Raw genomic sequence first — 20,637 nt, forward strand, 5'->3', positions numbered from 1 at the left:
ATTCGAACAATGGCAGACTTCAGCCTCGAAGACCTCAAGACCCTGCGCGAGCGCCTCGGCACCGGCATGGTTGAAACCAAGAACGCTCTCGTTGAGGCGGGCGGTGACCTCGAAAAGGCCACCGAGCTCCTGCGTCTGCGCGGTGCCAAGAGCAACGCAAAGCGTTCTGACCGTTCCACCAGCGAAGGCCTCATCGCCGCGAAGACCGCTGGCGGAGCAACCACCATCATCGAGCTCGCCTGCGAGACCGACTTCGTTGCAAAGGGTGACAAGTTCGTTGCTCTCGGCGAGGCCGTTGCTACCGCAGTTGCTGAGTCCGGCGCGTCGACCGTGGAAGAGGGCCTCGCGGCCCCCGCTGGGTCGTCGACTGTCGAACAGCTCATCAACGATGAGGCTGCGATTCTCGGTGAGAAGTTCGAACTGCGTCGCCTGACCAAGGTAGAGGGTGACTCGTTCGAGGTCTACATGCACCGCACCAACAAGGACCTGCCTCCGCAGGTCGGCGTTGTTGTCGCATACACGGGTGACGATGCAGAGACCGCTCGCGGAATCGCGCAGCACATCTCGTTCGCTGCTCCGACCTACCTTTCGCGTGAAGACGTTCCGGCAGATGATGTCGAGAATGAGCGTCGTATCGTTGAAGAGATCAGTCGCGGAGAGGGCAAGCCTGACGCTGCTCTGCCCAAGATCGTTGAAGGCCGTCTCGGCGCGTTCTTCAAGCAGGTTGCCCTGCTTGACCAGGACTACGCTCGTGACAACAAGGTTTCGGTCGCCAAGGTTGCCGCTGACGCGGGCATCACCATCACTGGTTTTGCACGCTTCAAGGTAGGCGCCTAACACGCATATCGATGAAGGCCCGAGGCTCTATTGCCTCGGGCCTTTGTTGTGTGCCGCCGCGGATCAGGCGGCCCGGCACGGTCATTGCGGCGAATGTGCTGTGCGCCCGTGCTGAACTCTCCGCAACGCAATACCCTGTAATAGAGAACCGCTAGGGAAAGAAGACGATGACAATTCAACGCAAACGCCGAGTGCTGCTAAAACTGTCGGGAGAAGCATTCGGTGGTGGGCAGTTGGGCGTTAACCCCGATGTTGTCTCGGCCCTCGCTAAAGAAATTGCTGCTGCTGCGGCTGACGTGGAGATCGCTATCGTCGTTGGTGGCGGCAACTTCTTCCGCGGTGCTGAGCTCAGCCAGCGTGGAATGGATCGTGGCCGCGCCGACTACATGGGCATGTTGGGCACCGTCATGAATGCCCTTGCCCTTCAAGACTTCCTCGAGCAGGCCGGTACGGCTACGCGCGTGCAGTCCGCTATCGCTATGACGCAGGTCGCAGAACCCTATATTCCGTTGCGCGCTGAACGTCATCTCGAGAAGGGCCGAGTTGTTATCTTCGGTGCCGGTGCAGGCTTGCCGTACTTCTCCACCGACACTGTTGCAGCTCAGCGTGCCCTCGAGATCGGCGCCGAAGAAGTGCTCGTTGCTAAGAACGGCGTTGACGGCGTGTACGACGCTGACCCCCGCAGCAATCCGGATGCACGCAAGCTTGAATCAATCAGCTTTCAGGATGCGCTCGTGCAGGGCCTCAAGGTCGTCGATTCGACCGCGTTTAGCCTGTGCATGGACAATGCGATGCCGATGCTCGTGTTCGGCATGGAGCCAGCAGGAAACCTCACGCGCGCTATCGTGGGAGAGCAAATCGGCACTCGCGTGCACGGATAGCGTTCAGCGCACCAATTCCCGCCCCACCCAAACGATTTCCGAGTGCCGCACCGCAGTTGTTCATGCCTCTGCACGCTAAACTCGGGTGAGACCCAGAGGAGTGCCCCCGTGATCAGTGATGTTCTAGCCGAGGCTAGCGAAAAGATGAACAAGGCAGTAGAAGCTGCCAAAGATGACTTCGGCACGGTTCGTACCGGCCGCGCTAACCCGGCGTTGTTCCAAAAGGTCCTTGTGGACTACTACGGAACCCCCACACCGTTGCAGCAGCTTGCGTCCATGGTGAACCAAGAGGCTCGTACTCTCTTGATCACCCCGTTCGACAAGTCCGCGCTCAAAGACATTGAGAAGGCAATCGCAGGCGCTCACCACCTCGGTGCCAGCGTCGGCAACGATGGCAATGTCATCCGTGCCACGCTGCCGGAACTTACCGAAGAACGCCGCAAGGAGTTCGTCAAGGTTGTGCGCGACAAGGCTGAGCAGGCTCGTGTCTCGCTTCGCAACGTGCGCCGTAAGGCGAAAGACGACCTTGAAGCACTGACTGAGGTCGGCGAAGATGAGGTCGCGCGCGCTGAGAAAGAACTAGAAGCGAGCACGAAGGCTCACGTCGACACAATCGACGACGCCCTCAAGCGTAAAGAAGCTGAACTGCTCGAGGTCTAATGGTCTCCGAATTCGAAGCTCACGTTAGAGCTACAAACGACAAGATTAACGCCCGCACGGGGCGTCCTTTGGCGATGGCTCTCACTGTGGGGCTGGGCCTTGGTCTTGCATTGTTGTTCAGCCTGATCTTTGTCAAAGAGCTGTACATGCTCTTTGCCGGCGTGCTGGTTGCCTTCACGGCGTTCGAGCTTGCCAGCGCGCTTCGTTTTGCGGGCCTCAAGATTCCGCGAGTGGCAGCCGTCATCGCGGCGGTTGCTGTTGTTCCCGCGTCGTTCTATTGGCAGGCTGAAGGCCAGTGGTTTGTCACGCTCGGTGGCATTGTGTTCGTGTGGCTGTGGCGACTCGTTGAAGTAGTCGTGATGCCGAGTCACCGTGGCTCGGTGCGGTCGATCATGCGCGACCTTGGCGCCGGCGTCTTCGTGATGTTGTACGTCGCGTTCTTGGCAAGCTTCACGGTGCTGCTAACTGCTCAAGACGGCGGTCAGTGGTGGACGCTTGCAATGTTGATCGTTGTTGTTGTCAGTGACATCGGGGCGTATGCGAGCGGGCTTTCGTTTGGCAAACATAAGATGGCTCCCACCATCAGCCCCGGAAAAACCTGGGAAGGGTTTGCCGGAGCAGCGCTTTCGGCGATCACCGCTGGCATTCTGCTTGCCCTCTTCATGATCGATCAGCCCTGGTGGGTTGGACTCATCTTTGGTCTCGTTATCTTGGGTACCGCCACCATGGGAGATCTGGCGGAGTCACTCATCAAGCGTGACCTCGGGATCAAAGACATTAGTACCTGGCTTCCGGGCCACGGCGGCTTCTTGGATCGTGTAGATTCGTCGCTTTTGTCCGCCGCGGCGGGCTATGCACTCTTTCTTATCTTCTCGTAAGGCACAATAGAACCGTGAGCACCACATTTCCTCGTAGCCGAAAGTCAAAGCTCGGGTACAACGTCGACCAGGTCGAGGACTTCCTCGAGGAGGCGCGTCGTGCCTACACCGCCGATCGCGGTGACTCGTCTGTCGTGTCGTCTCGCACCATCCGCAAGCTAGCTTTTGCGATGCAAAAGGGTGGATATTCGCCGGTACACGTTGACTCCGCGTTGGAGCGCCTTGAAGACGCTTTTGCCGCTCGCGAGCGTGACCGTGCGATTGCAGAGCTGGGGGAGACCGCCTGGTACGCCAAGGCTCGCTCTGAGGCCCAAGAGATTCTCAATCGTCTTGCCCGACGGGATGGCAAGAAGTTTGCCCGCACAAGTTCGTTCACGATCGGCTACTCGATCAAAGATGTGGATGCCTTCGCCCAAGAGCTTGCGGACTACTTCCAGCACGGTGCCCCGCTCACGATCGATCGCGTGCGCACGGCGGCATTCCGAAGCGCCAAGGGCGGCTACCGCGAAGCACAGGTCGACTACTTGATCGACTCTGTTATCGACGTCATGCTTGCCGTTCGATAATTCCCTCTGTTTTTTCAGGTCTGTCCGTTAGCATCGGTTTACTTTGTTTATTAAATCTCATGCGGCAATCCTCCGCGCTCAGGCCAAGAGTCAGGGCGCGGATCTTTCTGGGCGCCACACCCGTGTCTCTTGGAGCCTGCCTATCTTTGCTTCTACCGTGAGCTTGGGCTTCATCGCGACGCTCATGATGGCCGTGCCCACTCCTGCCAGCACTGTCTCGGCGGCGCAGGTTCCTCTGAGCACCGTGCAGCGCGCAGAAGTGCAGTCGATCACGGTTGCCGAGGGTTTTGTTAATGAAGTCGAGCGCGACAAACTCACGATCAAGGAGCTCGTCGTTGAGCCTGTCGTGGTCGCCGCTCCCGCAGCACCGGCAGTGGGAACGCCTGACCCCGGCACAGCGCAGGCTGTTGCCTTGTCCATGCTGACAGCCCGTGGTTTGGGCTCGGGGGAGTACAGCTGCCTCGTCAGCCTGTGGAACCGTGAATCTGGCTGGAATGTGTACGCGCAGAATGCCTCTAGTGGTGCCTATGGCATCCCGCAGGCGCTTCCCGGTAGCAAGATGGCTACTGCCGGTGCCGACTGGGCTACAAACCCGGCAACTCAGATTTCCTGGGGTTTGAGCTACATCGAGGGCCGTTACGGAACCCCGTGTGGCGCGTGGGCTTATTCAGAGTCCAATGGCTGGTACTAGACCGCCTCGCATCTCCGCATAAGCTTGAGCTATGCCTCGTTCTAATCGCCCCCGCGGGCGGCGTCGCCCCGACGATGACGACAATGGCGACCTCAGGCAGGCACTGTTCGGCTCTCGCCGCACCGAAGTGAAGCGTGACGGCGAGTGGAACGTTCAGCCTGTATCGCCCGCTAACGCCCTCAAGAACTACACCTGCCCCGGATGCTCGCAAACGATCACTTCGGGCACTGCGCACACCGTCACGTGGCGCGCTGACGGCATCATGGGATCGGCAGACGACCTCGCCGCGCGCCGCCACTGGCATCAGCACTGCTGGAAGATCAGATTGTGAGTCAAACCTCCGTGAACACCACCCCCGCAAGCGAACCCATTCGAGGTGCCACCGAGCTCCCGGCGGTGCGTGAGAACATCGAGTTGCACACTGACGACGGTTTCACTTTGGTGGGGGAGTTGTCTTTGCCCGAGTCGGGCCATATCGCTGCCACCCTGGTCACGCTTCACCCCTTGCCGACGGCCGGTGGGTTCATGGATTCCCACATCATCCGCAAGGCTGCCGCTCGATTGCCGGCGCTGGCCGACATCGCAGTGCTGCGCTTTAACTTTCGCGGCGTGACCTCTCCACGGGGAACTTCGGAGGGATCATTCGGCGAGGGCGAACTCGAAGCGCATGACCTCGCCGCGGCTATGGACTTCGTGCGCGAGCGTGGGCTTCCCAACGTGTGGCTGCTCGGATGGTCGTTTGGCACCGAAGTCACGCTCAAGTATGGGTTGCAGCATCCGATTACGGGCGCCATTTTGCTTTCCCCGCCGCTGCATCGAGCGACGGCGGATGATGTAGCCGCGTGGGCAGCAACTGAGCGTCGCTTGGTCGCGGTGATTCCCGAACTCGATGACTACTTGCGGCCCGAAGAAGCCGCGCAGCGTTTTGCCTCGGTGCCGGAGCTGGAGTTCGTCGCCGTCGAGGGTGGCAAGCACCTGTGGGTGGGGGAGACACAGACCTATCGCGTGCTCAGCGAGGTTGTGGCGCGTCTCAACCCTGTGGCGCTTCCCTTGCCGCGCACGTGGCCGCCCGAGGCCACACCGGCGCTGTGACGCCTCGTCGCTAGAGGTCTGCTTGGCGTGGCACGACAACTTGCTGAACAATCAGCAGAATTGCGGCGGCCACGGGGATGGCGATAAGCGCCCCCAAGATACCGAGCAGTGTTCCGCCGGCGAGAGCTGCAATCACCACGAGGGCACCGGGAATCTTGACGGCTTTGTTCATGATGCGAGGGTTGAGCAGATAGGCCTCAACCTGCATGTAGATCAGGTAGTAGATTCCGACGGCGATCACGCTGGGCGGGCCGTTGAACAGCAGCACGAGCAAGGTGATCACGATGGAGCCGCTGAGCGTTCCTACCAGAGGGATGAGCGACCCGACGAAGGCGATGAAGGCCAGCAACGCTGAGTACTTCACGGGAAGCCCGAATGCCGGGAAAATCAGAGTCAGGACGAGGAACGAGAGCACGCCGTTGACGAGTGCGAGTGAGCCCTGGCCGATGACGTAGCGACCAACTGCAGCGCTGACTTGTTCAGCGAGGTCGATGAACTTCGCGCGCTTTGTCGCGGGCACGAGTTGGTACAGGCCGCCCTTGATGTTGTTGAGCGACGATACGAAGTAAATCGTGAGAATAAGCACGATGATGGCGCCGGTAATCCCCGTGGCGATACCGATTCCGACGGCAAATACTCCGCCACCGATCGTGGTGAAGTCGAGGTCTGCGATCCAGACGTTGAAGCCGTCAAGCAGATCTTGCACGTTGAGCCACGGGAACGCTGTCTCAACGCTCTCTCGAACGGTTCCGTCGAAGAAGGCTGTGACGAGTCGCGGAATGGCCTCCGATGCATTTCTGACCTGCTCGGCAATAACGGGAACGATCGCAAAAATGAGACCCGTGAAAACGCCGAGTACACCCACCAGCACCGTAAGGATGGCGGTCCACCGTGGAAACTTCTTAGTCTCGAGCCACGTGACGACCGGATCGAGGCCGAGCGCTAGAAAGAGTGCAGCCCCCACGTAGGTGAGGATCGTCGCGAGCGAAATGACTGTCTGGCCGATTCCGACCGCGACAAGAACCCCTAGACCGCCGAGAAGTCCGAGGCGGAATGGATTGAGGATCTTCATTGCATGGCTCCGTTCGGCCTAACGCAACTGTGTCAGGCTGAGCGTAATTCTAGGTGCCGTGCTGGCTGTTGCTAGCTAACTTCCTCGGCTTGGTTCAGAACTCCGCGAAGGTTTTCGAAGTATCCGGCAACGGTTTCGCGTTCTGCCTTGATCTTGGCGAGGCGATCTTCGGCCTCGCTGATGAGATCGTGAGAGCGCTTCTCGGCATCGGAGAGCAGCGCCTTGGCGCGCTCTTCGGCATCCGCGACTTCGTCAGTGGCGCGGGCGGAGGCATCGGCGAGCAGTGCCTTCGCTTCGGCTTGCGAGCTCTTGGTGAGTTCCTCTGCTTCGTTACGTTTGGCGTTGGCCTCACGCACGGCTTCGGCCAGTTGGGCTTGGGCTTCCTCGAGGTAGTTCTGTGTTTGAGCTGTTGCCTCTTTGTGCTGCGCCAAGAATTCCTTCTCGGCGTCATCGCGGCGTGCCGCAATCTCTTGCTCAAGTGAGATGCGAGCGTGTTCGGCCTCGCGTTCGATCGTGGTGCGAGTCTCCTCAAGCTGGTGCTTGATGGTGGCCCGCGTTGACTCAACCTCGTTGGCTAGCTCTGCGCGTTGGCGTGAAACATCCCGGTCGAGGTCGGTGGTCTGCTTTTCGACATCGTGAGCGAGAGTGGAACGGGTTTCTGACACGTAGCTTTCGAGTTCGGTGCGCTTGCTATCGATTTCGGCATCCAACTCTGCGTGGCGGCGAGCCATTTCTTCTTCGAGGCCGGCCGTTGCCGAGTTGATTTCGGCTTCCAGTTCGTTGCGACGGGTGCTCATTTCGGCCTCGAACTCGGCGCGAGCAGTGGTGCTCTCCTGTTCGAACGCGGCACGTGCACCCGTGATTTCTGCTTCGAGACCGGCCTGCGTGGTCTCTACATCGCTCTCCAAAGCAGCTCGGGTTGTCGAGACTTCCTTGGCAAGCGCCTTCTTGGTCGAAGTGACTTCTTTATTGAGCGCCTTTTTCTGGGCGGCGACATCGGCGGTGAGCTCGTTTCGAGTGGCCTTGACGTGAGCCTCGAGCTCAGCTCGGGTCGTGGTGACTTCGTCTTCGAGGGCAGCCTTTGCGGTTGCAACCTCTTTTTCGAGTCCCGCGCGAGTGGTCGTAACCTCTTGTTCGAGTGAAGCTTGGGTAACCTTCACCTCTTGCTCGAGTGCCGTCTTGGTGCTGGTCACTTCCTGTTCGAGCGCTGCCTTGGTGCTGGTAACTTCGTGCTCAAGCGCAGCCTTCGTTGTGGTCACTTCATCGTCGAGTGCCGCGCGAGTGGTTGTCACGTCGCTCTCAAGCAGCTGACGGGCTTCGCGCTCGTCGTTCTCCCACAGCTCGCGGGCTTCGGAGAGTTCGGCCTCGAGGGACGCCTGCGTCGAGAGAACGGTCTTCTCAAGTTCCGCGAGAGTGTTCGCTGCTTCTGTGGCGGCCGCGGTGCGAGTGGCTTCGGCTTCGGCCTCGAGAGTGGCGTAGGCGGCGTCGAGCTCTGCTTGGTGCTTGGCTTGGGCTGCCTTCGTTTCGTTAGCCAGCTTGGTGTGGGCTGCCTTCGTTTCGTTGGTGAGCTTGGTGTGGGCTGCCTTGGTCTCATTGGTGAGAGTTTCGCGCGCGGTCGTTGTCTCGGCTTCGAGCTCGGCGCGTGCCGTCTCAATCTCACGAGCAAGGTCGGTGCGGGCCTGTTCGATATCGCGCTGCAAATCCTCGCGCTGCTTCGTGTTCTCCGCCTCGAACGTCGCGCGGCCGAGCTCGGCATCGCGAGCCAAGGACTCTGCAGCTTCGCGGGCTTCAGCAACCTCGCTTGCGGTGCTGGCACGCAGCTCCGTCATGGCGCGTTCAGTCTCGGCACGCAGTGCTGCAGACTCACGCTTGGCGGAGGTGCGCGCATCCGCAGCTTCCGTGGCGACGGCACCGCGGATGGTGGCGGCTTCGCGGGAAGCATCGGCGACGAGCTGAGATGCTTCGTCTTTCGCGCGAGCGATCAGGGTGTCGGCTTCGTTGCGGGAAGATTTGGCGAGCGCAGCGGCTTCACTGTTTGTTTCAGCAAGGATGCGTTCTGATTCGCTCGCAGTGTCGGCGCGCAGCGCGGCGGTTTCAGACTGCACGGCCTTGCGCATTTTCTCGGCGTCGATATCAGCTTGGCTGATGAGCTGGGTGGAGTGCTCTTCAGCAACACGCAGCATGCTTTCGAGTTTGGAGCCGAGTCCGCTGTAGGTGGGGCTTCCCGATTCGTCGAGTTCAGCCTGAAGATCTTCGTTTACGGCGAGGAGTCGCTTGACCTCTTTAGTGGAGGCAGTGCGGTCTGCTTTGGCGGCTACAAGTTCACGACGAAGTTCGCCGATCAGTTTGTCGACGTCGTCTTTTTTGTAACCGCGCATCTCTGTGCCGAAATCGGTATCGTTCGCGGCCAAGATTTCTCCTCGATGTCAGCGGAATGAACCCTCTGAGTTTAGTGGGATGAAGAGGCCTCCTGTCATTTTGGTCTCATCCCCAATCTGGGGCGTTCACTCATCTCCCAGAGACTTCCCAGAAGAGTAACTAGGTCGGTAGAACACGATCGGCTATTCTTGAACGTCTTTGTTGTTGCCTACCCGCGTGGATGCGGCCCTTACCTCTAGTCCGACCGAGGTTCAGCCAGTGTGGCTAGGGCCCTCGCACGGCGAGTAATCCTGGGCAACACGAAAGGAGAGATAGTGAGATTCGTTCTCGCCATAGTTAGCTTCATGCTCGCAGCCGGACTCATCGGCTACGGCATTGCACAGCAGACCATTCTTGCGACCCCAGACGAAGTCTCGGTTTCCGCAGAAACGAGCGGCGCCGCGCCCCTCACCGTGATCAGCGGCGAAGCGTTCAATGCGTACTCGGGCAACCAAACCATTCGAATCGAGGGCGACCGCCGTGTCGTGGCCGCCTACGGTCGCACGACAGATGTGCTCGCGTGGGTCGGTGACGCCAGTTACAACATGGTCACTCTCGATCCTGAAACGGGCGACCTCGCCACTGAGAGTATTAGTGGCACAGAACAAGAGGTTCCGGACCCCTACAACTCCGACCTGTGGCTCGAAAGCTATGAAGCTGAGGACGAACTCGCCCTCACGGTGAAGATTCCGAGCGATGTGTCATTCATCGTCGCCGCTGACGGCATCGAAGCCGCTCCCAACGCGGTATCGATTTCGTGGCCGCTCGACAACACCACGCCGTGGGCCGGTCCGCTCATCCTTGGCGGAGCTGCTGTGCTGTTGCTCGGGCTCATTTTCTTGATGTGGGCTGTTCATCACATGCGACGCGCTGGTGGCCCTCGCCGCAAGCCGCAAAAGATGCCCAAGGTTCCCAAGAAGGCTCGCTACAAGCCTGCTAAGCGTGGTTCCAAGGCGAGCGAAAGCACCACTTTGCGTACGACCGTTCGGTTCGCCGTCCCAACCGTGCTGGTCAGCGTGCTCGTTCTGAGCGGATGCACGACCTCAACTTCACCCAATTCCGCTGCAGATGACGGTGTGCCGAGCCCCACTGCTACCTCCACCTCTGCGGCCGGTGCTGCTGCAGCTCCCGCGGTGGCCGTGCGTCAGATTGAGAAGATCGTTGCGCAAATCAGCGCCGTCTCTCAAGAAGCGGATGAGGAGCGCGACACCGATCTCATCAAAACGCGCTTTGCGGAGGCTGCGCTCGAATACCGTCTTGCGAACTACACGATGCGCGATGCAGACGATTCAATCGCTGCCCCTGCGGATATTCCCGATGGCCCGGTCCAGCTGACGTTGCCCCAACAGACGGAATCATGGCCGCGCACGGTGTTCACGATCATCCTCGACGAGACTGATTCGACCGTCGCTCCGATTGCGCTGTTCCTTGAGCAGGCAACCCCGCGCGATAACTACAAGGTCAGCTACGCGATGAACCTAGAGCCTTCTGTGGTATTCCCGGATGTTGCCGCAGCAAGCGTGGGAACATCACGTCTTCCTGCCGACAGCGGTCTTCTGCGTTCCTCGCCAACCGAGGTTGCTCTCAACTACGCAGAAATTCTTGAACAGGATGTCGAGAGCGATTCCTATCTTGACTTTGAGGCTGAGGGCGACAGCCTTCGCGTGAGCGTCGGTCTTGCCGTGAAGAAGAAGGAAAAGGCTGCGCTCTCCAGCACTGCCACGTTGACCTACGGTCACGACCTTGGCTCGGCCGATCCGATCGCAATGGCGACTATTGATGCGGGTGCGATTGTTGCCGTGCATCTCTATGAGACCAAGGTCGCTGCTCCTAAGGAAGAAGGCTCTGCCGTCACCTTTAGTGGTCAGACCAAGGCCCTTTCGGGAATCTCTATTACTGAAGAGGGCATCAAATCGACCTACGGCGATCAGCTACTCTTTTATGTCCCAGCAGCAGGCAGCGATGAGAAAATCGTCTTGCTTGGCTACACCCAAGGACTCGTCGCAGCATCGGAGTTGAAATGACTAACGCCCCCCTGAATGCCGCTAGCCTTCGTGGCGCAGTAGATCTCTCATCCCTCGTTCGCCAGCACAACACGCCTGCCCCTGCGGCCGGTGACGGTGCCGGTGCGACCCCTCCGGGAGAAGCACCGAAGCCCAGTGGTTTTGCCACCAGTGCGAATGATGCGTCGTTCACGCAGGTGCTTGAGCTGTCGAACACGGTTCCCGTTATCGTCGAGTTTTATGGGCAGGGCATCGAGCCAGCCCTTGAGCCAACGATCGCGCAGTACAAAGGCCGTTTTGCCCTGGTTGTGGTGGATGCCACGAGCAATCCGCAGCTGGTGCAGGCGTTCCAAGTGCAAGAGGTTCCGACCGTTGCCGCCGTTATTGGTGGGCGACCCGTGCAGCTCTTCAGCGGCATCATGCCCGAGAACGACCTCAAAGAGGTGCTTGAGCAGGTGTTGCAATTGGCGGCACAGAACAAAGTAACGGGCACGCTGCCGGCGCCGGAAGACGCTGACGAGGGCGACACAGAGCCCGTGGAAGAGCCGTTGCCGCCGTTGCATCAAGAAGCTTTCGACGCTATCTCGGCTGGCGACTATCCCGCGGCTATTGCTGCGTACCAGTCAGCCATCACCCAAAACCCGCGCGACCAGCAGGCAGTGGCCGGGCTCGCTCAGGTGTCGCTGCTTTCGCGCTTGGAAGGTCACACAGTCGATGCTGTGCGCAGCGCAGCGGCCCAAGAACCTCTCAGCGTAGACGCGCAGTTAGCGGTCGCCGATCTTGATGTGTCCGGTGGTCACCTCGGTGATGCCTTCGATCGTTTGCTTGAACTGTTTCCGTCGACCGATGCTGACGGCAAGAGCGCCATCCGCACCCGACTTCTTGAGTACTTCGAAATCGCCGGTGCTGAAGATCCTCGTGTTGCCGATGCTCGTCGTCGATTGACACTGCTGCTCTACTAGTCACGCGCAATCGGGGCAGTAATTGCCTCGGCAGCGCGAATGAGATCACGGGGCATCAGCTCGATGTCGAAGCCGCGCGTGCCGCCGCTGACAAAGACGGTGTCGAAGAGCTCGACAGTTTCGTCGATTACGGTGCGATGAGCTGTTCTCTGCCCGAGCGGACTGATTCCTCCCAGCACGTAGCCGGTGCGCCGTTGTGCGACTGCGGGATCAGCCATGCTGGCTTTTTTGCCTCCAACAGCGGAGGCCAACGCTTTGAGATCTAGTTTTCCGGAGACAGGCACCACGGCAACGACCATCTCGTCATCCACCATCGTCATCAATGTCTTGAAAACCTGTTCGGGATCAACCCCAAGAACGGTCGCCGCCTCACGACCGTATTCACTCGTGCCCGCATCGTGAGCGTAGGGGTGCGGGGTGAACGAGATACCGAGCGCGTCCAGCGCCACTGTCGCCGGAGTTCCGAGCGCCATCAGCGCGCTCCGGCGTTCGTGCGAATGAAGACGGGGTCGAAGCAACAGTGCATGCGATCTAGAGTAATGACACACAGGCATCCGATTGGATTCTGTGGGGGAGTAGCGGAGTTACGGTGACGATCTATCTTGACCATGCGGCAACAACGCCCATGCGCCCGTCGGTGGTGCAGGCATTCGCAGAAGCGTTGCCGGTCGTCGGTAATCCCTCGTCGATCCACTCTCAGGGGCAAGCAGCCAAGCGAATGCTCGAGGAAGCGCGCGAAGCCGTGGCAGCGAGTGTTGGCGCCGATTCGGTCGAGATCACTTTCACTTCTGGCGGCACCGAAGCGATCAATCTTGGCATCAAGGGTCTGTATTGGGCTCGCAATTCGTCTGGAGTGGAACGCCGCCGTATCGTGGTTGCGCAAGCTGAGCATCACGCCACTATTGACGCGGTCGAGTGGATGCGCACCCACGAGGGTGCAGTGCTTGATTGGATTCCCGTCGACGCTCTCGGTCGCATTGACGTGGACTATGTTCGTGAGGCGCTCGCCGACGATGTTGCGCTCGTCTCGATGCTGTGGGCCAACAATGAGGTCGGCACCCTCCAGCCCGTTTCCGAAGTCGCGGCGCTCGCGCAGGCTCAGGGCGTTCCGGTGCATGTCGACGCGGTATCCGCTCTCGGCTATGTGCCCATCGACTTCCATGCCGCGGGGGTGGCCGCGCTCAGCGTTTCGGCTCACAAAATTGGGGGACCGGTCGGAGTGGGCGCCCTCGTGATCGCACGTTCGGCATCCGTGACTCCGCTTATTCATGGGGGAAGCCAACAGCGGGCGCGCTCGGGAACGATGGATGCCCCCGGTGCTGTCGCTTTTGCGGCGGCAGCACGCGAAGCCACGGTTGCGCTCGCGGAGGAGGCTGCACGGCTCACTGTTCTGCGCGATGAGTTGATCGCGGGAGTGCAGGCGGCGGTTCCCGAAGCTGTCCTGCGGGGTGACGCCGAAGATCGTCTCCCGGGCAACGCGCATTTCACCTTCCCCGGTTGTGAGGGTGACTCTCTGTTGTTCTTGTTGGATGTCGCGGGCTTCAGCGTTTCAACCGGTTCTGCTTGTCAGGCTGGGGTGCCCGAAGCAAGCCATGTGCTGCTCGCGATGGGTCTCGACGAGCCCACTGCGCGCGGAGCGTTGCGAATCTCGCTCGGAGAGTCCACGACTGCCGACGAGGTTGCTCAGTTTGTGGCGGCGCTGCCGGGTGCGGTCGAGCAGGCTCGAGCCGCTGGCTATTCGGATCGCGTGACAGTCCTGGGACACTAGGACGTTTTTCTTCTCCCGCGTTGCCGGTTAACGCGGGGCTTGACGCTGCCGTCACCTATGTGTAAGTTTTTTATTACAGGTGAAAGGATTCTCGTGAATTCAGAAGAGCTCGGAGCGTGGTTGGCTGCAGTGGCTAACCCGCAGCGCATGCGCATTTTGGCCGAACTATCGACCGGCCAGAAGCACGTGAGCGAGCTCGCTCGTCGCGTCGGAATGTCCCGCCCGTTGCTCTACATGCACCTCGCCAAGCTTGAAGAAGCGGGCTTTGTTGCCGGGCATCACGAACTGAGCGACGACGGCAAAGCTCTGAAGCTCTTCGAGGTAGTTCCTTTTCGCGTCACGGTGACCCCCGCTCTCCTGGCGAGAGCGGTCGCGAAGTCGGCGGCAGCTACTGCGGCTCCTGAAATCGCCGATGGCGACGCTCACCCATCCCACAACAGCAACTCTCACGAAGGAAAATAATGGAAATCTTCTATACCCTCTGGTTTTGGCTCGCCACGGTTGCCGTAGTGGGCATCATCGCCGGCGTCATTACAAACGCCGTCAACAAGAAGGCCGAAACGGCAAAGCACGTTGCGGATGCGCAAGCGGGCGGCGATTATCGGGCGCTTGCCGAGCAGACGCTCGAAGCCAACCAGATGCTCATTCAGCGACTGGATGCCATTGAACTTCGGCTCGCTGGCGTCGAGAAGACGCTCACTGACATCCCGCAGTAAGAACTTGCCCAGCAACTCGTCTCGTACACTTGGGTGATGAAGGTTTTAGCGGCGATGAGTGGCGGAGTGGACTCCGCGGTTGCTGCCGCGCGTGCAGTCGAGGCGGGGCATGAGGTTGTTGGGGTGCATTTGGCGCTGAGCCGTCAGCCTGGAACCCTGCGCACTGGTGCTCGCGGTTGCTGCACGATTGAAGATTCTATGGATGCCCAACGGGCGGCCAATATGATTGGCATCCCGTATTACGTCTGGGACTTCTCCGAGCGTTTCAAGCTCGATGTCGTGGATGATTTCATTGCCGAGTATTCGGCTGGGCGCACCCCGAACCCCTGCATGCGTTGCAATGAGCGCATCAAGTTTGCGGCTCTCCTTGAGAAGGCGGTTGCTCTCGGGTTCGATGCGGTTGCGACAGGTCACTACGCCAACATCGTTGAAGATGAGAATGGCAATCGTGAGCTTCACCGTGCTGCGGCCTGGGCGAAAGACCAGTCCTATGTTCTTGGCGTGCTCACGACGGAGCAACTTGCGCACAGTATGTTCCCGCTTGGGTCTACGCCGTCGAAGGCAGAGATTCGTGCTGAGGCCGCAGAGCGTGGTTTCTCGGTAGCGAACAAGCCTGATTCTCACGACATTTGCTTTATCCCTGATGGCAACACTCGCGGCTGGTTGGCCGACAAAGTTGGTGCAGAGCAGGGCGAAATTCTTGACCGCAATGGCGAGGTTCTCGGCAAGCACGAGGGTGCTGTCGCGTTCACGATTGGCCAGCGCAAGGGCCTCAACGTTGGTTATCCCACGGATGACGGCAAGCCCCGTTTCGTGTTGGAGATTCGTCCCAAGACCAACGAGGTCGTTGTCGGCCCCCGCGAAGCTCTTGCCCTCTCCGAAGTCGCTGGCACCAAGTTTTCGTGGGCGGGGCTCGATCCGCTCGCCTCTGGCTTCATCAGCGAGCCCGGTGCAAGCTTTGAGTGCCACGTTCAAGTGCGCGCACACTCCGATCCGATGCCCGCTACCGCTCGCATTGCTCCGGCAACAGAGGGTGTCGACAACGTCGGCGATGCGAAGGGCCCCGAGCTCATCGTGCGGCCCCACGAGCCGCTCATTGGTGTCTCACCCGGCCAGACTGCGGTTCTTTACGTAGGCACACGAGTGCTCGGCCAGTGCACGATTGCACGCACGGTGTCTGCGGTTCCCGTCGGGGTCTAAACACCTCGCTCGACGCGTGCGCTTCGTTGGCGCATTTGCACACTCAGAAGTCAGTGCCGCTGTTTACACTTGACGAGTGGCTATTAGCACCGAGAACTCACGTTCCTCCCACTCGTCCGACGGTCAGGTCGCCGAGACCGTCGACCCGTCGCTTGCCGAGGCACGCGATGAGGCCGAAAGCCTCACCACGCGCATTCTTGAACTGCGCGATGCGTACTACGTGCGCGACGAAGTGTTGGTTGACGATGCCGAGTACGACCGCCTGCTTCAGCGCTTAGAGCAGCTGGAGGCGCTGCATCCAGAGCTCCAGGGCCAAGACAGCCCCACGCAGCGCGTTGGCGGCAAAGCGGCAACGCTCTTTGACCCCGTCGAGCACGCGGAACGAATGCTCAGCCTCGACAATGTGTTCTCCCTAGAAGAATTCGCTGAATGGGCGGCGAAGGTGCAGCGAGATTCAGCGCGCCACGTCGATTTCCTGTGCGAACTCAAGATCGACGGGCTTGCAATCAACTTGCGCTACCTCGATGGTGTGCTCGTCAGCGCTGCCACTCGCGGCGATGGGCGCGTCGGCGAAGACGTGACCGAAAATATCGTGCGTGTGGAAGGTATTCCGCAGCGGCTGGCCGGCAGCGGGCATCCGCCCATCGTTGAAGTGCGTGGAGAGGTGTTCATCCCACTTGAGCTGTTCCGCGAACTGAACGCTGAACAGGCCCGCATCGGCGAGAAGGTTTTTGCGAACCCACGCAACGCTGCGGCAGGGTCGCTTCGCCAAAAGTCTGAGGGCAAATCTGAAGAGAAACTTGCCCACATGCGTCGGCGATTGTCATCGCTGCGCATGCTCGTGCACGGCATCGGCGCGTGGAATGGGGAGCGCGAGGGGCACGAGCCCATTCGCACTCAGAGTGAGATCTACGGCGCACTGGCCAGCTGGGGTCTGCCCACGAGCAAGTACTTCCGGGTGGTGCCTACAGCGGGCGAGGTCGAAGAATTCATTCGCTACTACGGCGAACACCGTGACAGCGTCGAGCACGAGATCGACGGCATTGTGATCAAGGTCGATGAGCTCGCGCTTCACGACGAGCTCGGTGCCACTTCTCGGGCTCCGCGATGGGCTATCGCCTACAAATATCCGCCTGAGCAGGTCAACACAAAACTGCTCGACATCGTGGTCGGGGTCGGGCGCACAGGTCGAGCAACCCCCTATGCGGTCATGGAACCAGCGCTAGTCGCCGGGTCAGTTGTGCGGCAGGCGACTCTGCACAATCAGGATGTCGTCAAGCGCAAAGGCGTACTCATCGGCGACACCGTGGTGCTGCGCAAGGCGGGCGATGTGATTCCCGAAATTCTGGGCCCGGTCGAAGAGTTGCGCGACGGCAGCGAGTACGCGTTTGTGATGCCCACGAATTGCCCAGAATGTGGAACACCGCTGCGGGCGATGAAAGAGGGCGACATCGATCTGCGGTGTCCGAATGCCCGCAGTTGCCCCGCTCAAGTGCGCGGTCGTATCGAACATGCCGGCAGCCGCGGCGGTCTCGATATTGAGGTGCTTGGCGAAGTAATTGCCCGCGCTCTCACTCAACCTCGCGAACCCGAGGTGCCCCCGTTGATCAACGAGGCGGGGCTGTTCGATCTCACGGTGAAAGATATTTTCCCGATTGTCGTTGCGGTTCGTGACTCCGAGACGGGGGAGGTGCTCGTTAACGATGATGGCACCGAGCGACTCGTCACTCCGTTCCGCCGGGCCCGCAAGTTCACGGGCAAAGATGCTGACCCCGAGTTCGATGCCGACGCGACCGAGTTTGCGGGAACCCCCGACTGGGTGCCCTCGAGCAACGCCATTAAGCTCATCGCCAACCTTCAGGAAGCGAAAACCAAACCCCTCTGGCGACTTCTCGTGAGTTTGAGCATCCGCCACGTTGGGCCTGTCGCTGCGCGCGCTCTTGCGGACTATTTTGGTTCGCTCGCTGCTATTCGGGAGGCGACGCGAGAAGAGCTCGCTGCCGTGGATGGCGTTGGCGGAATCATCGCCGACTCTGTCGCTGACTGGTTCGAGGTGGATTGGCACCAGGAGATTGTTCAGCGCTGGACAGAGGCGGGCGTGCAGTGGTCAACTCCCGGTCACGCTGGCCCCGGTGCGGCTCAAGCCAGCGACGGAATTCTCGCTGGTTTGACGATTGTCGCCACCGGAAGCCTTGAGGGATTCACTCGCGAAGGGGCACAAGAGGCGATCATCGCGGCGGGTGCTAAAGCAGCCTCCAGCGTGAGCAAAAAGACCGACTACGTTGCCGCAGGGCCCGGTGCCGGTTCCAAACTCACCAAAGCGGAACAATTGGGCATCCCTGTACTCGACGCGGCACAATTTGCGCGTCTGCTCGACGGTGGCCCTGAAGCTATTTAAAACTATGCAAAACCACCGTATTGCCTTCGGTTTACCCCCGAACAGGGCGATACTGCCTTAGGATTAGCTGAACGTGTTCGTGTGCGGGGATGGCGCACGGTCAATGTTCCTGAGGGGAATACCCGTCGTTGCTGATTGAAATTGCACTCGTTTTAGCTACCTCGGTCGTCGGCTTACCCGCCACCGAGGCCTCTGGCGCGCCCGAAGTGCAGTTCAGTTCGATCGTCACGAGCGATGCGCCAGCCCCCTTCGTGGGCCCCGTTGTCGATACCACCGGTGCGGTGAGCGGTTCTGCAGTCGGCACTTCCACCTTCAGCGGTCGCACTCTGACAGCGCTCGCGAGCATTCCCGCCGGCGGCATTTCGGAGTACCTCGCAGCTCGCCCGGGCGCCGTCGAGCAAATTCTCCTTTCGCAACCGCCCGCGCAAGAAGTGGCATTGTGGTGGGGCGATTTGGCTACCGATCGCCGCGCCGCGCTCGAAGTGGCGAGTCCGCAACTGCTCGGCAACCTTGAGGGCGTGCCCTACACGATTCGCGACGTCAGCAACCGCACAGTGCTTGATGAGACGATCGCGGAACTTTCTTCGGTTGTAGATTCGGATGCCGGTCGTGCGGTGCAGCAGAGCGCACGCCAGCAACTCAGCATGTTGTCCTCCATTTCGGAGGCTCTCGTTTTCGATAGTGCGAGCCCTGAGCGCACTCTGGTCACCTTGGACGTCACCGGGCAGGGCCGCGCTGCCATCGTGCTGGGCGATCTGAACGATGCCGATTACGTGAGTTTCTTGGTGCCGGGCATGTTCTTCACCATCGAGGGTCAGATGTCGTATTGGGCGGATGCCGCCAACACGCTCTACACCGAGCAACAGGCGTGGCTTGAATACTTTGATTCTCAGTCGGTCTTCACGAGCAACGAGACGGTCGCGACGGTCGCGTGGATCGGCTACGACACCCCCAATCTCACTAACGTGGGGGCGATCGATAACGCCGTGCAAGGCCGTGACACCTTGGCAAATGCCATTCTCGGTCTGCAGGCGCAGCGAGGTGCCGATCAGCCCTATATTTCGGTAGTGGCCCATTCCTATGGAACAACGGCGGCAATGATGGCGTTGTCGGAGTACGACTTCCAGATCGATGCTTTGGCGATGGTGGGTTCGCCCGGCAGTCCCGCAGAGTCGGTCGCTGATTTGAATGTGCGCAACGGCAACGTGTTTGTGGGGGAGGCCGCGTGGGATCCGATTCCCAACAGCTCCTACTTTGGTGCAGATCCTGGCACCGCATCCTTCGGCGCTCAGTCGCTCGGAGTGAGCGGCAGCTTCGACGTGATTCAGAAGCAAGAACTCGCCGGTTCTATTGGTCACAACGAATACTTCACTCCTGGCACCGAAGCAATGCGCAACTTCGCTTTGATGTGCATCGGTCGCGGCGACCTCGTTATCCCTGAAGGTATCCCGGTTATCGAGCGGGCCTACGGCTCAACGACACACAATCAGAGTTGATGGCGCGACGCCCCAAGCACCAGCTCCGGCTGGCGGAGCCGATAGCTGGCGACCGTAAGCTGATCGAACTCGTTCAGCACCGCGTGCGCCCCCGAGGTCACAATGTGATGAGTGTGGCGTTGTGGAATGCGGGGCAGTGGCGCACTGCTCAGTTCGGTGCGGAGGACGAGCGCACTTTCGAAATCGGCTCCGTCACTAAAACCATCACGGCGTCGCTGTTCGCACTCGCGCTCGAGAACGGTGAAGTAACCACCGAAACGACCGCGGGCGAACTGCTGGAGCTGGGAGAATGCCCCGCAGCCGCTGTCACCTTAGAAAACATCGCTACTCAGCACAGCGGGCTACCGCGGCTGCCGGTGAGCTTCGCCGAGTTCCGTCGGGGCAACCGGGCGGTGAAGGCTGGCCGTGACCCGTATACGGCATCCGTTGCTGAGCTCGTCAGCCAGACAGCTGCCACTCCGCTAGGAAAGCCGGGAGTTTTTTCGTATTCGAATCTGGGGTTCGCTCTGCTGGGTCAGGCTCTTGCCGTAGCTGCCGGCCGGGTCTATTCCGAGCTCGTTGCCGAGCGCATAGCCGCTCCGTTGAGGCTCGCGCACACGGCTTCGTTCGCGACCGCCGCCGAACTTCCCATCGAAGCGCCAACGGGTTTCGACGCACGGGGCAGAGCCAGCGACGCGTGGACGATGAATGCGTATGGGCCGGCGGGCAACATCCGCTCTACCCTGCCCGACATGATGCGATACGTCGAGGCGCAACTCGACAGCAGTGCGCCTGGCGTCGCCGCTACAACCCCACGCATCGCCGTGCCGCGGCAGGGACGAATCGGCTACGCCTGGCTCACGAACCCCGACGGGATCACGTGGCACAACGGTATGACCGGCGGCTTCGCGAGCTTTGTCGGGTTCGAACGAGAGCGCTCGCGGGCAGTTGTCGTACTGAGTAATACGGCCGTGAGTGTCGATGCTCTCGCCCTGTCGCTCCTCGCCGCTCGCTAAGCCG

20 protein-coding genes are annotated in these 20,637 nt (G+C 60.3%); 17 read left to right on the forward strand and 3 right to left on the reverse strand.

Annotated features, from left to right (window positions below; genetic code table 11):
- The first annotated feature begins 9 nt into the window (after positions 1 to 9).
- The 8 genes from tsf (at position 10) to I6E60_RS06375 (ending at position 5,605) form a co-directional block, all read left to right on the forward strand.
- Positions 10 to 837 carry a translation elongation factor Ts gene (gene tsf, locus I6E60_RS06340; protein WP_197124078.1) on the forward strand — a complete coding sequence of 276 codons (828 nt, stop codon included), beginning with the start codon at positions 10 to 12 and terminating at the stop codon, positions 835 to 837.
- 167 nt (positions 838 to 1,004) lie between these two features.
- Positions 1,005 to 1,718, forward strand: a complete 714-nt coding sequence (gene pyrH / locus I6E60_RS06345) for a UMP kinase (RefSeq protein ID WP_197124080.1) — start codon at positions 1,005 to 1,007, stop codon at positions 1,716 to 1,718.
- A gap of 108 nt (positions 1,719 to 1,826) precedes the next feature.
- Positions 1,827 to 2,378 carry a ribosome recycling factor gene (gene frr, locus I6E60_RS06350; protein WP_197124082.1) on the forward strand — a complete coding sequence of 184 codons (552 nt, stop codon included), beginning with the start codon at positions 1,827 to 1,829 and terminating at the stop codon, positions 2,376 to 2,378.
- Positions 2,378 to 3,256: a phosphatidate cytidylyltransferase gene (locus tag I6E60_RS06355; RefSeq protein WP_197124084.1), complete on the forward strand. Its 879-nt coding sequence runs from the start codon at positions 2,378 to 2,380 to the stop codon at positions 3,254 to 3,256. Before frr ends, I6E60_RS06355 begins: the two co-directional genes overlap by 1 nt.
- Positions 3,257 to 3,270: 14 nt before the next feature.
- On the forward strand, positions 3,271 to 3,822 hold the full coding sequence (locus I6E60_RS06360) for a DivIVA domain-containing protein (protein WP_197179353.1): 552 nt from the start codon (positions 3,271 to 3,273) through the stop codon (positions 3,820 to 3,822).
- 43 nt (positions 3,823 to 3,865) lie between these two features.
- On the forward strand, positions 3,866 to 4,513 hold the full coding sequence (locus I6E60_RS06365) for a transglycosylase SLT domain-containing protein (protein ID WP_231601141.1): 648 nt from the start codon (positions 3,866 to 3,868) through the stop codon (positions 4,511 to 4,513).
- Between the two features lie 31 nt (positions 4,514 to 4,544).
- Entirely contained in the window at positions 4,545 to 4,844 is a 300-nt protein-coding gene (locus tag I6E60_RS06370) for a hypothetical protein (protein ID WP_197179354.1), read from the forward strand.
- An 11-nt stretch (positions 4,845 to 4,855) separates the two neighbouring features.
- On the forward strand, positions 4,856 to 5,605 hold the full coding sequence (locus I6E60_RS06375; protein WP_197124089.1) for an alpha/beta hydrolase: 750 nt from the start codon (positions 4,856 to 4,858) through the stop codon (positions 5,603 to 5,605).
- Between the two features lie 10 nt (positions 5,606 to 5,615).
- On the opposite strand, the gene I6E60_RS06380 is transcribed toward I6E60_RS06375, so the two are convergent.
- Both I6E60_RS06380 and I6E60_RS06385 read right to left on the reverse strand, forming a co-directional pair.
- Positions 5,616 to 6,677, reverse strand: coding sequence for an AI-2E family transporter (locus tag I6E60_RS06380; RefSeq protein WP_197124092.1), 1,062 nt, complete (start codon positions 6,675 to 6,677; stop codon positions 5,616 to 5,618).
- A gap of 71 nt (positions 6,678 to 6,748) precedes the next feature.
- Positions 6,749 to 9,088 carry a hypothetical protein gene (locus tag I6E60_RS06385; RefSeq protein ID WP_197179355.1) on the reverse strand — a complete coding sequence of 780 codons (2,340 nt, stop codon included), beginning with the start codon at positions 9,086 to 9,088 and terminating at the stop codon, positions 6,749 to 6,751.
- A gap of 282 nt (positions 9,089 to 9,370) precedes the next feature.
- On the opposite strand from I6E60_RS06385, the gene I6E60_RS06390 reads away from it, so the two are divergent.
- Both I6E60_RS06390 and I6E60_RS06395 read left to right on the forward strand, forming a co-directional pair.
- Positions 9,371 to 11,119 carry a hypothetical protein gene (locus I6E60_RS06390; RefSeq protein WP_307841788.1) on the forward strand — a complete coding sequence of 583 codons (1,749 nt, stop codon included), beginning with the start codon at positions 9,371 to 9,373 and terminating at the stop codon, positions 11,117 to 11,119.
- Positions 11,116 to 12,060 carry a tetratricopeptide repeat protein gene (locus I6E60_RS06395; RefSeq protein WP_197179359.1) on the forward strand — a complete coding sequence of 315 codons (945 nt, stop codon included), beginning with the start codon at positions 11,116 to 11,118 and terminating at the stop codon, positions 12,058 to 12,060. Before I6E60_RS06390 ends, I6E60_RS06395 begins: the two co-directional genes overlap by 4 nt.
- Here I6E60_RS06395 and ybaK read toward each other — a convergent pair.
- The gene (gene ybaK, locus I6E60_RS06400) at positions 12,057 to 12,533 is read right to left on the reverse strand and encodes a Cys-tRNA(Pro) deacylase (RefSeq protein WP_197179361.1); all 477 of its coding nucleotides are present in this window, start codon (positions 12,531 to 12,533) and stop codon (positions 12,057 to 12,059) included. The genes I6E60_RS06395 and ybaK overlap by 4 nt on opposite strands.
- A 116-nt stretch (positions 12,534 to 12,649) precedes the next feature.
- Here ybaK and I6E60_RS06405 point away from each other — a divergent pair, with 116 nt between their 5' ends.
- The 7 genes from I6E60_RS06405 (at position 12,650) to I6E60_RS06435 (ending at position 20,633) form a co-directional block, all read left to right on the forward strand.
- Entirely contained in the window at positions 12,650 to 13,828 is a 1,179-nt protein-coding gene (locus tag I6E60_RS06405) for a cysteine desulfurase family protein (protein WP_197124102.1), read from the forward strand.
- A gap of 93 nt (positions 13,829 to 13,921) precedes the next feature.
- Positions 13,922 to 14,290 (forward strand): winged helix-turn-helix domain-containing protein, encoded by a 369-nt coding sequence (locus I6E60_RS06410; protein WP_307784404.1) that lies wholly within the window; start codon positions 13,922 to 13,924, stop codon positions 14,288 to 14,290.
- Positions 14,290 to 14,544 carry a hypothetical protein gene (locus tag I6E60_RS06415; protein ID WP_197124104.1) on the forward strand — a complete coding sequence of 85 codons (255 nt, stop codon included), beginning with the start codon at positions 14,290 to 14,292 and terminating at the stop codon, positions 14,542 to 14,544. The genes I6E60_RS06410 and I6E60_RS06415 overlap by 1 nt, the downstream gene beginning before the upstream one ends.
- 36 nt (positions 14,545 to 14,580) lie before the next feature.
- A complete protein-coding gene (gene mnmA, locus I6E60_RS06420) occupies positions 14,581 to 15,744 on the forward strand; it encodes a tRNA 2-thiouridine(34) synthase MnmA (RefSeq protein WP_197124106.1) in 1,164 nt (387 codons plus the stop codon).
- An 82-nt stretch (positions 15,745 to 15,826) separates the two neighbouring features.
- Positions 15,827 to 18,142, forward strand: coding sequence for an NAD-dependent DNA ligase LigA (gene ligA, locus I6E60_RS06425; RefSeq protein WP_374189216.1), 2,316 nt, complete (start codon positions 15,827 to 15,829; stop codon positions 18,140 to 18,142).
- A 128-nt stretch (positions 18,143 to 18,270) separates the two neighbouring features.
- Positions 18,271 to 19,638, forward strand: a complete 1,368-nt coding sequence (locus tag I6E60_RS06430; protein WP_197179364.1) for an alpha/beta hydrolase — start codon at positions 18,271 to 18,273, stop codon at positions 19,636 to 19,638.
- Positions 19,638 to 20,633, forward strand: coding sequence for a serine hydrolase (locus tag I6E60_RS06435; RefSeq protein ID WP_197179365.1), 996 nt, complete (start codon positions 19,638 to 19,640; stop codon positions 20,631 to 20,633). The genes I6E60_RS06430 and I6E60_RS06435 overlap by 1 nt, the downstream gene beginning before the upstream one ends.
- Positions 20,634 to 20,637: the final 4 nt, after the last annotated feature.

The sequence above is a fragment of the Salinibacterium sp. SWN167 genome, from assembly GCF_015864665.1.
Lineage (GTDB): Bacteria > Actinomycetota > Actinomycetes > Actinomycetales > Microbacteriaceae > Rhodoglobus.

Bases quoted from the DNA above. Each gene is read 5' to 3' on its own strand.
- tsf (WP_197124078.1), top strand. From the start codon at position 10: ATGGCAGACTTCAGCCTCGAAGACCTCAAGACCCTGCGCGAGCGCCTC.
- pyrH (WP_197124080.1), top strand. From the start codon at position 1,005: ATGACAATTCAACGCAAACGCCGAGTGCTGCTAAAACTGTCGGGAGAA.
- I6E60_RS06355 (WP_197124084.1), top strand. From the start codon at position 2,378: ATGGTCTCCGAATTCGAAGCTCACGTTAGAGCTACAAACGACAAGATT.
- I6E60_RS06370 (WP_197179354.1), top strand. From the start codon at position 4,545: ATGCCTCGTTCTAATCGCCCCCGCGGGCGGCGTCGCCCCGACGATGAC.
- I6E60_RS06380 (WP_197124092.1), bottom strand. From the start codon at position 6,677: ATGAAGATCCTCAATCCATTCCGCCTCGGACTTCTCGGCGGTCTAGGG.
- I6E60_RS06395 (WP_197179359.1), top strand. From the start codon at position 11,116: ATGACTAACGCCCCCCTGAATGCCGCTAGCCTTCGTGGCGCAGTAGAT.
- ybaK (WP_197179361.1), bottom strand. From the start codon at position 12,533: ATGGCGCTCGGAACTCCGGCGACAGTGGCGCTGGACGCGCTCGGTATC.
- I6E60_RS06415 (WP_197124104.1), top strand. From the start codon at position 14,290: ATGGAAATCTTCTATACCCTCTGGTTTTGGCTCGCCACGGTTGCCGTA.
- mnmA (WP_197124106.1), top strand. From the start codon at position 14,581: ATGAAGGTTTTAGCGGCGATGAGTGGCGGAGTGGACTCCGCGGTTGCT.
- I6E60_RS06435 (WP_197179365.1), top strand. From the start codon at position 19,638: ATGGCGCGACGCCCCAAGCACCAGCTCCGGCTGGCGGAGCCGATAGCT.